This is a genomic window from Paraburkholderia dilworthii, assembly GCF_000472525.1.
In the GTDB taxonomy this organism is placed as follows: Bacteria; Pseudomonadota; Gammaproteobacteria; order Burkholderiales; family Burkholderiaceae; genus Paraburkholderia; species Paraburkholderia dilworthii.
The window spans coordinates 87,675-101,749 of sequence record NZ_AWZT01000015.1 but is presented as its reverse complement, the minus strand read 5'-3'; the positions used below and the strand labels follow the sequence as shown (position 1 = coordinate 101,749).

Genomic DNA, 14,075 nt, shown 5'->3' with positions numbered 1-14,075 from the left:
TGAGAGCCCGCGCCACGCAAGCGCTTGCGCGTTGCGTGGCGCGCCATCACCGTTTCTCATCTTGCCTCGCGCGGGGACCTTTATGAGACGTTGCATGTATGCGGCGATGCTGATCGTCGTCGCGAGCGGTGCGCTGCACGGATGCAAGCTGGTCAAGCATGACGCACAGGCGTCGAAGAATTCACGCGATGCGTACGCGTCCGCAGGCTACGACGCCAACGCAATGGTCAGTTCGATGTGGAGCACGAAGATCGTGCCCGACGTCGAAAAGCGGGCGACTGACTACGCAACGCTGCGCGCCGCGATCGGCGCCGACGTCGACGCCGCCGGACGCAAATACGGTTATCGCGGCAAGGACGACGGCGCGCCGTGGAATTTCCCGACCACGGTGCACGGCACGATCGTCGAGGTGGATACGCAATCGAGCCAGGGCACGGTGGGGGTGGACACGGACGGCGACGGCAAGGCCGACGTGATCGTGGACATCGGACCCACGGTGCTCGGCACGACCTTGCGCGACACGCTCGATTTCGTCTCGTTCACGAGCTTCCGCAATCAGATCGAATACGCGCAGTTCGGCACCGCGCTGAACAGCTATGCCGCCACGCACGTGATGAAGCCGTTGCCGCGCGACGCCCTGAAGGGCAAACAGGTGACCGTGACGGGCGCGTTCTCGTACGATTCGTCGGCCGAGCAGCCTGAAGTCGTGCCGCTCGCAGTGGCGCTCGGAGACAAGCCATGAGCGCCGCAGAAAGCAGAGCCGATGTCGATGTCGAGCTCGGCCACGGCGACGACGTGATCCTGCATGTGGAGGGCGTGACCAAGGTTTATCCCGGCACGATCGCGCTGAAGGAGGTCAACTTCGCGGTGCGGCGCGCGGCCGTCAACGTACTGGTCGGCGAGAACGGCGCGGGCAAGTCCACGCTGATGAAGATCATCGCCGGCGCGGAGCAGCCGAGCACGGGGCGTCTCCTGCTCGACGGCAAGCCGGTCGAACTCACGAGCAGCGCCGATGCGTTGCGCCACGGTATCGGCATCGTGTTTCAGGAACTCAATCTGTTCCCGAATCTGACGATCGCGGAAAACGTGTTCATCGCGCACGAGATCACGCGGGGCCGCATCGACATAGACGCAGAAGCGCAGCGCCGCAAAGTGCGCGAACTGCTCAAGCGGCTGGAACTCGACGTGAGTCCCGACACGCTCGTGGAAGACTTGCGCATCGGCCAGCAGCAACTCGTGGAGATTGCGAAAGCGCTGGCGCACGATGCGCGCATCCTGATTCTCGACGAACCGACGTCCGCGTTGAGCGCCGCCGAGGTCGACGTGCTGTTTCAGGTCATCGCGGACCTGAAGGCGCATGGCGTCGCCATCGTTTATATCTCGCACCGGCTCGAGGAACTGATCCGGATCGGCGACCACATCACCGTGTTGCGCGATGGCCGCATTACCGGCAATCAGCCGATGAGCCAGGTCGACGTTCCCTGGATCGTCCGTCAGATGGTTGGGCGCGAAACGAAAGACTTCTCGCGGCCCATCGGTCACGAGCGCGGCGCGGAAGTGTTGCGCTTGAGCGGCGTGAGTTTGCCGCGCAAGGGCAGGGGCATGGTGGTCGATGACGTCTCGCTGTCGCTGCACGCAGGCGAGATTGTCGGCATCTATGGCTTGATGGGCGCGGGACGTTCCGAACTCTTCGAATGCATTCTCGGCTGCCATCCGCATGCGACCGGCGAAATCATGCTCGCCGGCAAAGCGCTCGCCGGCAAACCCGTTGCGAAGCGCGTCGCGCAGGGCCTCGCGCTGATTCCCGAAGACCGCAAGGCCGACGCGCTGCTGCCTATTCTTTCCATCGGCGAAAACATGACGATCTCCAGCCTGACGGATCTCGCGCGCGGCTTCCATATCAGCACGCAGCGCGAGCGACGCTCCATTACCGGCTACATCCGCGATCTCGCGATCAAGGTGGCCGACTGGCGTTTGCCCGTGAGCTCGCTATCGGGCGGCAATCAGCAGAAGGTGATCATTGCGCGCGCACTGATGACCGTGCCGAAAGTGTTGCTGATGGACGAGCCGAGCCGCGGCATCGACGTCGGCGCCAAAGCGGACATCTTCAAGGTCATGCGCGATCTCGCGGTGAAAGGGCTCGGCATTCTGTTCGTCACCTCAGATCTCGAAGAAGTGATGGCCTTGTCCGACCGCATTCTCGTGATGTCCAACGGACGCGTGACCGCGCAATTCGAGGCGAGCGTTGCGTCGCAAGGCGCGCTTGTCGCCGCCTCGGCAGTCGGACACCGGACGGGCGGCACGGCAGATCAGCAACGCGCCGCTGCCTGACGTCGCGTGTAGCGGCATAGCAGCACACACGGCAGCATGTAGCAGCACATAGCAGCACTACTGCGGAGACTATCCATGACGATGGCGATCAAAGGCGCGGCCCCGGGAGCGAGTATCGGCGAGGCGCCGCTTCTGTTGCTGCTCAAATTGCGCACCTTCATTGCGCTGTTTGCGGTTGCGATCTTTTTCTCGTTCGCGGCGCACAACTTTTTGAGCATTGAAAACCTGCTCATCATGTCGCGCCACGTTGCGTTGAACGCGTTTCTCGCTATCGGCATGACGTTCGTGATCGTTGCAGGCGGCATCGATCTTTCTGTCGGGTCGATCGTCGGATTATCGGGCATGGTCGCGGGCGGTCTGATCCTGCACGGCATTCCGCTCGGCGATACATACACGCTGTATCTGAGCGTGCCCGAAGTGATCGTGGTCGCATTGCTCTCGGGCGTGGCCGTCGGCGCGATCAACGGACTGCTCATCACGCGCCTGAACGTCGCGCCGTTCATCGCGACGCTGGGCACGTTGTATATCGCGCGCGGCGCGGCATTGCTGTCCTCGGGCGGTGAAACTTTCCCGAATCTCACGGGCAATCCCGATTACGGCACCACCGGCTTTCCGACGCTCGGCGGCGCGACGATTCTCGGCGTGCCGCTCACCATCTGGCTGCTGATCGTGGTCGGCATCGTGGCGGCGTACATCGCCGGCCGCACGCCGCTCGGGCGGCAGATCTATGCGATCGGCAGCAACGAGCGAGCCGCGCAGTTGTCCGGCGTGCGCGTGAATCGCGTGAAGATGTTCGTCTACATGTTCTCGGGACTGTGTGCGGCGATCGTCGGGCTGATCATTTCATCGGAACTCGTAGCGTCCCATCCGATGAGCGGCGAAACCTTCGAACTGAACGCCATCGCCGCGGCGGTGCTCGGCGGCACGTCGATGTCGGGCGGGCGCGGCAAGATCGGCGGCACCATCATCGGCGCGTTCGTGATCGGTATTCTGTCGGACGGCTTAGTGATGATGGGCGTGAGCGCGTTCTGGCAGACCGTGATCAAGGGCGTGGTGATCGTGGCCGCGGTCGTCGTCGATCAGATCCAGCGCCGCGTGCAGCAACGCTTTGCGTTGCAGAAGCAGGCCGCAACCGGAGCCTGAGCGATGAGCGCATCCGATATGCAGCAACCCCGAAGCGGTCAGCGCACGTTCGACGGCGCGTTGATCGGTTGCGGTTTTTTCGCGCGCAATCACCTGCATGCGTGGCGCGAGGTGGAGGGCGCACGGATCGTTGCGTTGTGCGATGCCGATGAAGCACGCCTTCGGGCAGCGGGGCGCGAATTCGGCATAGTGCGGCTCTACACGGACGCCGCTACGATGCTGCAAGCGGAGCGCCTCGATTTCGTGGACATTGCGACGACGGCGGCGAGTCATCGCGCGCTCGTCGAGATGGCGGCTTTCGCGCGCGTGGCGGCGATCTGCCAGAAGCCGTTTGCGCCGACACTCGACGATGCCCGCGCGATGGTCGATGCCTGTCGCGAAGCCCGCGTACCGCTGATGGTGCACGAGAACTTCCGCTGGCAAAACGCGCTTCAGGCGGCCGGTGCGGCGCTACGCGAAGGGGCCATCGGCAAACTGTTCTGGGGACGCGTGTCGTTTCGCTCCGCCTTCGACGTGTTCAGTGGGCAGCCGTATCTGGCGCAGAACGAGCGCTTCATTGTCGAAGACCTCGGCATTCACGTTCTCGACATCGCGCGCTTTCTATTTGGCGACGTGTCGCGTCTGAGTGCGAACATCGCCCGAGTGAATCCGACCATTCGCGGCGAGGATGTCGCGACCATCCTGCTCAGCCATGAAAACGGAGTGAGCAGCGTGGTGGATTGCAGTTACGCGACGCGGTTGCCGCACGAGCTTTTTCCACAGACGCTAGTCGAAGTGGACGGTTCGGAAGGCACGTTGCGGCTTCTCGCTGACTATCGCTTGCAGATTCACACGGCGGCCGGAACCGAGACGCGCGACGCGGCGCCGCCCGCGCTCACCTGGGCAAGTTCGCCGTGGGAAGCCATCCAGCATAGCGTGCTCGACATACAGAAACATTGGATCGACTGCCTGCGCCGTGGGGCTGAGCCAGCGACGAGCGGACGCGATAATCTGCGCACGCTTGCACTCGTCGAGGCGACGTATCTGTCCGCGCGCGAAGGCCGAAGCGTTCACATGTCCGAAGTGGAACGCAACGCGGCCGCACTGGGCGAGCGCGAAGTGGTGGAGCGATGAGCCCGGAACTCGCGCGGCTGTATTACGGCACCGCGCAAGCCGTGCCGCAGGCGCGGCAGCTGTCGGCGGGACCGTGGTCGGCATCGCTTGCCGACGGCGCATTGAGCGACATCCGCTTTCGCGACGCCGAGGTGATTCGCGCGCTCGCGTTCCTCGTGCGTGACAAGGATTGGGGTACGTGCCGGCCCGAGCTCAAAGGCACCGAGATCGACGAATCGGAAGACGGGTTTCGGGTCTCGTACCGGGCGCATTGCGAGAACTCTGACGGACAGTCACTGAGCTATGCGCTGTCCGTCGATTGCACTGCCGGCGGCGCGTTGACGGCCCGGGCGAGCGTTACGACGCACGGCGAGTTCCTGACCGCGCGTTGCGGCTTTTGCGTGCTGCATCCGATCGATGGCGTGGCCGGTGCGCCCGCACGTGTCGAACACAGCGACGGAACGGTGGAAAGCGCGGCGTTCCCGGTATCGATCGATCCGTGGCAGCCGTTCAAGGACATTCGTGCCATCGAGCACGATCTGTCTTCACATCTCACCGTGCGTTGCGAATTCGCGGGCGACGTGTTCGAGATGGAAGATCAGCGCAACTGGTCGGACGCGTCGTTCAAAACGTATTCCCGACCGCTCGAATGGCCTTGGCCTTACACGTTGCAAGCAGGCGCGGCGCTCGAACAGAGTGTGACCTTAAGCGTTGACGACGTTCAGAACGCTGAAAACATTGAAGACTTCGAAGAGAAAACGCGCGGCAGCGAGTTACACGCCGCGCCGTGCCAATCCGCGGACGCTGTTCGAGCGCTTTCGATCGAACTCAATGCGCCCACAGACGAAACGATGCCGATGCTCGGCGTGGCGATCGCCGTCGACGAAACCCCTGACGCACTGACGCAGCTTGCGCTTCTTGCCGAACTGTCGCCGCAGCAACTGACTTTCAGCTTCGACCCGACAGCGGGTCATGGCCTGCATGAACTCGAACGCTTCGCGGCGTTGCAACGGCAAAGCGGCTTGCCCGCCGTGCTCGAATATGCGCTGCCCGGTGTCGACGCGCCGCGCGTTGAACTGCAAACGCTTGCTGCGCAGATTGCGTCTGCGCGGCTCATGCTGAACGGCGTCGTGGTGAGTCCGGCGGTGCATCGGCAATCGAATCCGCCGGGTAGCGTCAGTCCGCCGTGTCCCGCTCTCGACGATGTGTATCGCGAAGCTCGCCGAGCATTGCCGGGCGTGCGGATCGGCGGCGGCGCGCTGAGCTATTTCACCGAACTCAATCGCAAGCGTCCGCCGCTCGAACTCGTCGATTGGGTCACTCATGCGACGTGCCCGATCGTCCATGCCGCCGACGATGTCAGCGTCATGCAGACCCTCGAAGCGATTCCTCACATCACGCGCTCGTGCCGCGCACTGGTCGGCCCACGGCCATACGCAATCGGACCGGTGTCGATCGGCATGCGACAGAACCCATACGGTTCGCGCGTGATGCCGAATCCTCACGGCGAGCGTATTGCCATGGCGGGCTCCGATCCACGGCAAGCGGCCCTGTTCGGAGCGGCGTGGCTTGCGGGTTATGCGGCGGCGCTGGCGGGCGCGCGGCTCGACACACTGACCTTGGGCGCGCTGACGGGCGCGCGAGGGCTCGCCGACATCGGAGCGGGTGCTCGCCGCTATCCAATATTCCATATTGCAAAAGCGCTTGCACGAATGGCCGGCGCCGCGCGTCTGCATTGCGACGCCGGGCACGCAGGCGAGGTCGTGTGCATAGCGGCGCGCGCCGCGCGCGGCAACTTGCACGTGCTGCTTGCGAACACAACGCCTGTCGCGCAGACGCTCAAGCTTGATTTGATCGGACCGGAGGGTTCGGAGGACGGCTTGAAAGCGGCGTTTCTCGACGAAGAGTCCGTGCCGTGCACGATAGCCGCCGACGCGCTGGTCTACACGCCGTTCTCGGTCGCACGGCCCGTGACGCTTCTACCGTTCGGCGTCGTACATGTACTCGCGAATACAGGTAGTTGACCGGGCCGTATAGCAACGGGTGATTGCCGTCTCCACGGATCGGTAGTTAACCCAGTGCCTATCTTTTAATCATCGTGGTCTACTCATCACACCAGCACATCACATGTGTGATCTGCGAGTTCCCTCGGAGAACGCAATGCGCACTGCAATGCCAATGGCTCAGTCGAACGAGCTGGAGCGCTCCACCATACGGAAAGTGTCGATGCGGCTCGTGCCCTTCGTGGCGTTGATGTTCTTTATCAATTTTCTGGACCGCACCGCCATCTCGTTCGCCGGTCCCAACGGCATGACGAAGGATCTCGGACTCGACGCTGCACAGTTCGGCTTTGCGGCAGGCGTGTTCTTCATCGGATATATCTTTCTGGAAGTGCCCAGCAACCTGGCGTTGCATAAGTTCGGCGCGCGCCGCTGGCTCGCCCGGATCATGGTGACGTGGGGGATCGTCGCGTTGCTGTTCACCTGGGTGAGCAGCGTGCCGGGGCTCTACACGTTGCGCTTTCTGCTGGGCGTCGCGGAAGCGGGCTTCTTTCCCGGCGCGATTTTATTTCTTAGCACGTGGGTGCCGGAGCGTCATCGCAGCTATATCCTCGCGCTGTTTTATCTGGCGCAGCCGCTCACCATTGTCATCGGCGCGCCGTTCGCGGCGCTGCTGATCGGCGCGCACGGGTTCTTCGGCCTGGCGGGCTGGCGCGTGATGTTCCTCGGCGTTGCGCTGCCCGCCATCGTCATCGGTTTCGTGGCGTGGTTCTATCTGACCGACAAACCGTCGCAAGCGCGCTGGCTCACTTCAGCCGAACAGGAATGGCTGACCAGCGAGCTCGAAGCCGAGCAGCGTCTGCGCGAGGCGAGTGGGGCGACGCACCGTCACAATGCGGGCGCCGCGCTCGTGAGCGGCCGGGTGTGGATGTTCGCGCTCATGTACTTCGGCCTGATCTATGGCCTCTATGCACTCGCATTCTTTCTGCCGACCATCATCGGCGGTTTCGAAGGCCGGTTCGGCACGCACTTCAATGTGTTCCAGAAAGGGCTGATCACGGCGATTCCGTACTTGCCCGCCGCCATCGCGCTGTTTCTCTGGAGCCGCAACGCGACGAAGCACGGCGTGCGCAACTGGCACATCGGCATCCCCGCATTGATCGGCGCACTGAGCATTCCGCTCGCTCTCTTCATGAAGTCGCCGTCGACGAGCATCGCGGTGATCGCCGTGACGGCCTGCGCGATCTTCTCCGCGCTGCCCAACTTCTGGGCGCTGCCGGCGCGTTTTCTCTCAGGCGCGGCGGCTGCGGCAGGCATCGCGTTGATCAACACGGTCGGCAATCTCGCGGGCTTCGTCGCGCCATATGTCACGGGCGCGATGAAGGATGCGACAGGCTCCTATCAGGCGCCGATGTTCGTCGTCGGCGCATTCATGTTGTTGAGCGCGGTGCTGGCCTTTGCGTTCTGCGGCGAGCGCAATCCGCGGGCGTCCGATAAGCACGCTTCTGCAGCGCTGGACCCGCACGCTGGTTAAAAGGCGCACGAGACACCGAACCGGAACCGGAACCGGAACTGAACCGAATCGAAGCAACACCGAACCCTTCAAGGAGTAGGACGATGAAAGAGAAAATCGCACTGATCGGCGCGGGCGGAAAAATGGGCTTCCGCTTGAGCAGCAACCTGAAGAAATCCGATTACCGCGTGGCGCACGTCGAGGTCAGCGATGCGGGCCGTCAGCGTCTGAAAGACGAACTCGACGTGGACTGCGTGTCGATGGATGCCGCAATCGACGGCGCGCAGGTCGTCATTCTGGCCGTGCCCGACACGCTGATCGGCAAGCTGAGTCACGAGATCGCGCCAAAGCTGCCCGCGGGCACGATGGTGATGACGCTCGACGCCGCCGCGCCGTTCGCGGGCCATTTGCCGGAGCGGCCCGATCTCACGTATTTCGTCGCGCACCCGTGCCATCCGCTGATTTTCAACGACGAGTCCGATCCGCAAGCGCGGCGCGATTTCTTCGGCGGTGCGTATGCGAAGCAGTCGATCACGAGCGCGTTGATGCAAGGCCCCGAATCGGCATTCGATCTCGGCGAAGACGTTGCCAAGACGATCTATCAGCCGATTCTGCGTTCGTACCGGCTGAGCGTGGACCAGATGGCGCTGCTCGAACCCGGTCTGTCCGAGACCATCTGCGCGACCTTGCTCTACGTGATGCGCGAAGCCATGGACGAAACGGTGAAACGCGGCGTGCCGAAAGAGGCCGCCCGCGATTTCCTGCTCGGACACATGAACATTCTGAGCGCGGTGATCTTCAACGAGATTCCCGGCGCATTCTCCGATGCCTGCAACAAGGCCATCGAGTTCGGCAAACCGCGCCTCATGCGCGACGACTGGAAAGGCGTGTTCGAGCGCGAAGAAATTGCCGAAAGCATTCGCCGCATTACCTGAGGCGCGCGGCTGTTCCCTGTCGACTTCAACGAGGATTGCATTTGTGAGCGAACGGATTTACGCGACCTACTGGCTCGAAACGGGCGATGATCCGGCGCGCGCCGCCGACACCATCGCCGGGGAGCAGTCGAGCGGCACCTTCGTCGCGCTGCCCACGGAAACGCCCGAACTCAAGGCGCGCTCGGGCGCGCGGGTCGAGCGGCTGGACATTCTGGAAACGGTGGAGCGGGCGAGTCTCGCGGGCGGCATGCCGTCGAACCGTTACACGCGATGCACGCTCGAACTGTCATGGCCGATCGAGAACTTCGGGCCATCACTGCCGAATCTGATGTCGACCATCGCGGGCAATCTGTTCGAGTTGCGTCAGGTGTCGGGACTGCGGCTGACCGGCTTGCGGCTGCCGCCGTCGTTCGCCGCCGCTTATCCCGGACCGGCCTTCGGCATCGAAGGCACGCGGCGTCTGAGCGGCGTCTCGCACGGTCCGCTGATCGGCACGATCATCAAGCCGAGCGTGGGTTTGTCGCCGGAGGAAACGGCGCAGCAGGTGCGCGAACTCGTCGAGGGTGGCATCGACTTCGTCAAGGACGACGAACTGCAGGCCGACGGTTCGCATTGCCCATTCGACGAGCGCGTGAAAGCGGTGATGCGCGTCGTGAACGGGCACGCCGAGCGCACCGGCAAGAAGGTGATGGTCGCCTTTAACGTCACGGGGAATCTCGATCAGATGCGCCGGCGTCACGATCTCGTGCTCGCGCAGGGCGGCACGTGTGTGATGGCGGTGCTCAATTCGGTCGGTCTCGTCGGGCTGCATGAACTGCGGCGCCACTCGCAATTGCCGATTCACGCGCACCGCGCGGGCTGGGGTTATCTGACGCGCAGTCCGGAACTGGGCTGGGACTATGCGCCGTGGCAAATGCTGTGGCGGCTCGCGGGCGCGGACCACATGCACGTGAACGGCTTGCGTAACAAGTTCAGCGAATCGGACGAGAGCGTCATCACGTCAGCGCGCGCGGTGCTCGCGCCCGTGATGCAGGAGGCGCCGATGACCGCGATGCCCGTGTTCAGTTCGGGCCAGACCGGCCTGCAGGCCGCCGATACCTATGCGGCGATCGGCTGCGCCGATCTGATTCATACGGCGGGCGGCGGAATTTTCGGACATCCGCAAGGCGTCGCGGCGGGCGTCGAGGCGTTGCGCGAGGCGTGGGTCGCGGCCATCGAAGGCGTGCCGCTCGAACGTCACGCCGAACGCCACGCTTCGCTTCGCGCGGCGCTCGGCTTCTGGAAGTGAGCGCGGCCATGACCGAACGAGCGAAAGACGGCCTGGACGACGGCCTGCTGCTCGCCTATTACGGCGACGATTTCACCGGCTCGACCGACGCCATGGAGGCGATGACCGCCGCCGGCGTGCCGACCGTCCTCTGCCTCGATACACCGACGCCGGACCTGCTCACGCGTTTTCCCGACGTGCGCTGCGTGGGACTCGCGGGCTCGTCGCGCGGGCGCAGTCCGGCGTGGATGCGCGATGCGCTGCCTGCGGCGTTCGCGAGCCTCGCCGCGTTCGGCGCGCCGCTTCTCCAGTACAAAGTTTGCTCGACGTTCGATTCGTCGCCGGAGCTGGGTTCGATTGGGGCGGCAATCGACATCGGCGTCAAGACAATGCCGGGACATTGGTCGCCGATGGTGATCGGCGCGCCGCGCCTGAAGCGCTACCAGATGTTCGGCAATCTCTTCGCCGCCGTGGATGGCGTGGGCTACCGGCTCGACCGTCACCCGACCATGTCACGCCATCCCGCCACGCCGATGGACGAGGCCGACCTGCGGGTTCATCTCGGCCGGCAGACCACGCGGCGCATAGAACTCGTCGACATGCTGCAACTGCGGGCCGGCAAGGGCGCGGCGCGCGTGCGCACACTCGGCGCGGCGAACGCGGCGGAATCGCCCGTCGTCATGATCGACGTGCTGGACGAAGAGACGCTCGTCGAAGCAGGCCGGCTCGTATGGGAAGAACGCGGAGCGGGCCTGTTCAGCGCGTCGTCGTCGGGGCTGCAGTATGCGCTCGCCGCGTATTGGCGCAGCCGTGGCTGGCTGCCCGCCCGCGCGTCGCTGCCAATTGCACAGCCGGTCGGGCAAATCGCCGCCGTCAGCGGCAGTTGCTCGCCCGTTACGGCGACCCAGATTGCGTGGGCGCGCGCGAACGGTTTTTGTGTCGTGCGCCTTGACTTGCCGCGTGCGCTCGACGCGCGCACGGCGAGCGGAGAAATCCAGCGCGCTGTCGAGGTCGCGGCCGCCGCCGTCCGGCGCGGTGACAGCGTGATCGTGCATAGTGCGGAAGGCCCGGACGATCCCGCCGTCCAAACATTCGACGCCATCGCGCGCGATGCCGGACTTCCCCGGACCGATGCGGCACGCAACGTTGGAGGGGCGTTGGCCGAAGTGCTGCGGCAGTTGCTGGATTGCGTCGAACTGCAACGTGTGGTGGTGGCTGGCGGCGACAGTTCCGGCGAAGTTGCGAGCCGCCTCGGCATCGACGCGCTCAGCGTGATCGCCGGGCTTGCGCCAGGCGCGCCGCTGTGCCGCGCCTTGTCGAAGTCGCCCCGGCGTGACGGACTCGAGATAGTGCTAAAGGGCGGGCAGATAGGCGGCGACGCGTTCTTCGGCGCGGCCAAAGCGGGGCGAGCGATCTAGTGGGGTGCGGCTTGCAGTTGTTTCGGAAGGGTTCGCCGGTGTATGGTGTCGTCATCACACCAGAAACTTCTGCATAAACCTAATGGGCGAGATCATCCCGCGTCGCAAGCTGTACCAGGAAGTCGTGGATCGTTTGATGGAGCGGATCCGCTCGGGCGAAATCGCGCCCGGCGCGCAGTTGCCGTCCGAGCGCGAACTGATGGAAATCTACGGCGTCGGCCGTCCGGCTGTGCGCGAAGCGCTGCAAACCCTGGAGCGCTCCGGCATCGTCGAGATCGTGCACGGCGAGCGCGCCCGCGTCGTGGTGCCCACCGCGGATCGTCTGATCGGGCAACTTGCAGGCGGGGCGATGCATCTGTTGCGCACGCATCCCGACATGCTCGAGCATCTCAAGCATGCGCGCCTCTTTCTCGAAACCGGCACGGCGCGCATGGCCGCCGAACGCGCCACCGAAGAAGACGTCGCGCGGCTGCAATTGAGCGTGGCGCAGCATCGCGCGTCGATGGTCGATCTTGAAGAGTTCATCGAGCGCGATATGGCGTTTCACCGCGAGATCGCAAAGATCAGCGGCAATCCGATATTCCCTTCCATCGTCGAATCGCTGTTTCGTTGGGCCGGCGAGTACTACCGGCCGCTCGTGCGTGCGCCGGGCGCTGAGGAGCTGACGCTCGCGGAGCATCAGCGCATTGTTGATGCCATCGCGAAGCGCGACGGCGACGCGGCTTCCGAAGCGATGCGAGCGCATCTCACGCGCGCCAACGAGTTGTATCGAACGCTCAGCAAGTAGCGGAACAACCACGATAGTTCGGGTCCCGTGCGTCGGGAGGGCGTCCTGAGGGACCGACGCCAAGTGACCGGCATGCGCTCAGCCGAGACGCATGCAACTGAAGGCGTGTGCTCTGGCGTCTGTTCCGGCTCCAGTTCTGTGAGCGGATCCGGAGCCCTTGAGGCTGGCCAACAGCGCTTCTTCTCAACATTGATGCATCTATCCGAGTCTGTCAGCGGAGGAACCGGGCAGTCCCGGCACACGGTCTTCGAACTCACGAAGCTGCTGCGCGAAAAGGGCGTCGAGGTGCGCTTCGCGATCCACCCGGTGGCCGGTCGGATGCCGGGCCACATGAACGTACTGCTGGCCGAGGCGAAGGTGCCCTACGACATCGTGATGGAGATGGTCCAGATCAACGCGGACTTCCCCGAGGCGGACGTTTCGATGGTCATCGGCGCGAACGACATCGTAAACCCGGGCTTCTTGGCCGTATCTAACTCGTAGGGAAGTGCCTGCCAGTTCCAATGATGGTGAGGGACTTCGATCCCCGAGTTATGCGACATACGGATCCTTGGCGTCAAGAGCGTCTGCATCGAAGATGACCTCACGGTCGTATTCCAAGCCCTTGACCAGGGGCGTTGTCCCGATGGGCTTTGGGTGGCTAATAGGTCGCCCCGAGTGCCTCATCTCGCGCTCGAATAGGTTCGCAGCCGGCCATTCAGTTTCGGGATTGTACGAGGACTGAGGGCGCCAGCATGGCATTGTCGCGCGTGGTGAAGGCCCAGGTGAGATCAAAGGGCGCGACCTTGCCCAACTGGGTGACGTGCCCGAGCGCATGTACGGTATAGCGCGTGCCAGTGCGAAGCGGCTCATAAGGCGTGCAGATCGCTGTGTTGCGCGCAGCATCTGCTGCGGTAAGCGGGGCGATCCTGCAAGCGATTTTCTTGCCCCGATGATCCCGCACGTCGACATTGCGCAGTTCAATGTGCGCATTCGGTCCACCCGAGAGGGTGATCGGAAGACCAAGCACCTGGCCGCGATAGCGCGCATCAGCACCCATCGGGTCCGGCTGTTCGTTATTAACCCACGCCGTGGGCACCTGGCGCTGGCCATCATAGGGCCACGCTACCAGTTCCGTTTCTGAAAGTGCGGGTGCGATGTCCGCAAAGTCGACGACCGTCACTGAACTGGAGCCGACGAGCGATGCTTCGCCGGCCCGCGCCCAGTCGAACAGGATGGCGCCCCGGTGATAGGGCGACGCGAAAATATCCTCGACGGGCGTATCAACCGGGCGAGGACCGCCGAACACGGCTAGCACTTCGCTGGCCCCATCAGCGGGCATGTGAAGTCGCACTCGCGCGATCACATCCACGCCCGTGAACCCGGGCATCTCGGCGATTTCATCGTGTGTTCCGACGTGGTTCAGATCAACGTACTTCGCATGGGCGGCAGCGGCTGCGGCCAAACCGTCGTCTAGTGCGATGAGCGGCAAGCCGACTTCTTCACGACGCGCGTTTACGTAATCGAGTGCGGTTGTCTTGCCGACCAGGATGGTATTGGAGGGGCCGGGCGCGTGGCGCAACCGGACGACCGGTCCATCATACGGCGGC

Annotated in this window: 11 protein-coding genes and 1 pseudogene; 11 read left to right on the top strand and 1 reads right to left on the bottom strand. The window is 63.9% G+C overall.

Features of this window, described 5'->3' with window-relative positions; all coding sequences use genetic code 11:
- Positions 1–82 precede the first annotated feature (82 nt).
- The 11 genes and pseudogenes from F759_RS0115545 to F759_RS0115495 all read left to right on the top strand — a co-directional run.
- Positions 83–742 carry a DUF2291 family protein gene (locus F759_RS0115545; RefSeq protein ID WP_027800665.1) on the top strand — a complete coding sequence of 220 codons (660 nt, stop codon included), beginning with the start codon at positions 83–85 and terminating at the stop codon, positions 740–742.
- Positions 739–2,331 carry a sugar ABC transporter ATP-binding protein gene (locus F759_RS0115540; protein ID WP_051377293.1) on the top strand — a complete coding sequence of 531 codons (1,593 nt, stop codon included), beginning with the start codon at positions 739–741 and terminating at the stop codon, positions 2,329–2,331. Before F759_RS0115545 ends, F759_RS0115540 begins: the two co-directional genes overlap by 4 nt.
- A 75-nt stretch (positions 2,332–2,406) precedes the next feature.
- On the top strand, positions 2,407–3,474 hold the full coding sequence (locus F759_RS0115535; protein WP_027800663.1) for an ABC transporter permease: 1,068 nt from the start codon (positions 2,407–2,409) through the stop codon (positions 3,472–3,474).
- Between the two features lie 3 nt (positions 3,475–3,477).
- Positions 3,478–4,587: a Gfo/Idh/MocA family protein gene (locus F759_RS0115530; protein WP_027800662.1), complete on the top strand. Its 1,110-nt coding sequence runs from the start codon at positions 3,478–3,480 to the stop codon at positions 4,585–4,587.
- Positions 4,584–6,590 carry a D-apionate lactonase gene (apnL, locus tag F759_RS37835; RefSeq protein ID WP_051377292.1) on the top strand — a complete coding sequence of 669 codons (2,007 nt, stop codon included), beginning with the start codon at positions 4,584–4,586 and terminating at the stop codon, positions 6,588–6,590. Before F759_RS0115530 ends, apnL begins: the two co-directional genes overlap by 4 nt.
- Positions 6,591–6,726: 136 nt before the next feature.
- The gene (locus F759_RS0115520; RefSeq protein ID WP_027800661.1) at positions 6,727–8,100 is read left to right on the top strand and encodes an MFS transporter; all 1,374 of its coding nucleotides are present in this window, start codon (positions 6,727–6,729) and stop codon (positions 8,098–8,100) included.
- A gap of 83 nt (positions 8,101–8,183) precedes the next feature.
- Positions 8,184–9,014 carry a phosphogluconate dehydrogenase C-terminal domain-containing protein gene (locus F759_RS0115515; protein ID WP_027800660.1) on the top strand — a complete coding sequence of 277 codons (831 nt, stop codon included), beginning with the start codon at positions 8,184–8,186 and terminating at the stop codon, positions 9,012–9,014.
- Positions 9,015–9,057: 43 nt separating this feature from the next.
- Positions 9,058–10,302: a ribulose-bisphosphate carboxylase large subunit family protein gene (locus F759_RS0115510; RefSeq protein ID WP_027800659.1), complete on the top strand. Its 1,245-nt coding sequence runs from the start codon at positions 9,058–9,060 to the stop codon at positions 10,300–10,302.
- 8 nt (positions 10,303–10,310) lie between these two features.
- Positions 10,311–11,699, top strand: a complete 1,389-nt coding sequence (oiaK, locus tag F759_RS0115505; RefSeq protein WP_027800658.1) for a 3-oxo-isoapionate kinase OiaK — start codon at positions 10,311–10,313, stop codon at positions 11,697–11,699.
- Positions 11,700–11,781: 82 nt separating this feature from the next.
- Positions 11,782–12,486, top strand: coding sequence for a transcriptional regulator NanR (locus F759_RS0115500; RefSeq protein ID WP_027800657.1), 705 nt, complete (start codon positions 11,782–11,784; stop codon positions 12,484–12,486).
- 228 nt (positions 12,487–12,714) lie between these two features.
- Positions 12,715–12,942: pseudogene (locus F759_RS0115495) on the top strand (NAD(P)(+) transhydrogenase (Re/Si-specific) subunit beta); the annotation flags it as partial.
- A gap of 241 nt (positions 12,943–13,183) precedes the next feature.
- Here F759_RS0115495 and F759_RS0115485 read toward each other — a convergent pair.
- Positions 13,184–14,047 carry a CAP domain-containing protein gene (locus tag F759_RS0115485; RefSeq protein ID WP_244438838.1) on the bottom strand — a complete coding sequence of 288 codons (864 nt, stop codon included), beginning with the start codon at positions 14,045–14,047 and terminating at the stop codon, positions 13,184–13,186.
- Positions 14,048–14,075 lie beyond the last annotated feature (28 nt).

What these genes read in the sequence shown, in the direction of transcription:
- F759_RS0115545 (WP_027800665.1), top strand. Translation starts at nt 83, where the DNA reads ATGAGACGTTGCATGTATGCGGCGATGCTGATCGTCGTCGCGAGCGGT.
- F759_RS0115540 (WP_051377293.1), top strand. Translation starts at nt 739, where the DNA reads ATGAGCGCCGCAGAAAGCAGAGCCGATGTCGATGTCGAGCTCGGCCAC.
- F759_RS0115535 (WP_027800663.1), top strand. Translation starts at nt 2,407, where the DNA reads ATGACGATGGCGATCAAAGGCGCGGCCCCGGGAGCGAGTATCGGCGAG.
- F759_RS0115530 (WP_027800662.1), top strand. Translation starts at nt 3,478, where the DNA reads ATGAGCGCATCCGATATGCAGCAACCCCGAAGCGGTCAGCGCACGTTC.
- apnL (WP_051377292.1), top strand. Translation starts at nt 4,584, where the DNA reads ATGAGCCCGGAACTCGCGCGGCTGTATTACGGCACCGCGCAAGCCGTG.
- F759_RS0115520 (WP_027800661.1), top strand. Translation starts at nt 6,727, where the DNA reads ATGCGCACTGCAATGCCAATGGCTCAGTCGAACGAGCTGGAGCGCTCC.
- F759_RS0115515 (WP_027800660.1), top strand. Translation starts at nt 8,184, where the DNA reads ATGAAAGAGAAAATCGCACTGATCGGCGCGGGCGGAAAAATGGGCTTC.
- oiaK (WP_027800658.1), top strand. Translation starts at nt 10,311, where the DNA reads ATGACCGAACGAGCGAAAGACGGCCTGGACGACGGCCTGCTGCTCGCC.
- F759_RS0115500 (WP_027800657.1), top strand. Translation starts at nt 11,782, where the DNA reads ATGGGCGAGATCATCCCGCGTCGCAAGCTGTACCAGGAAGTCGTGGAT.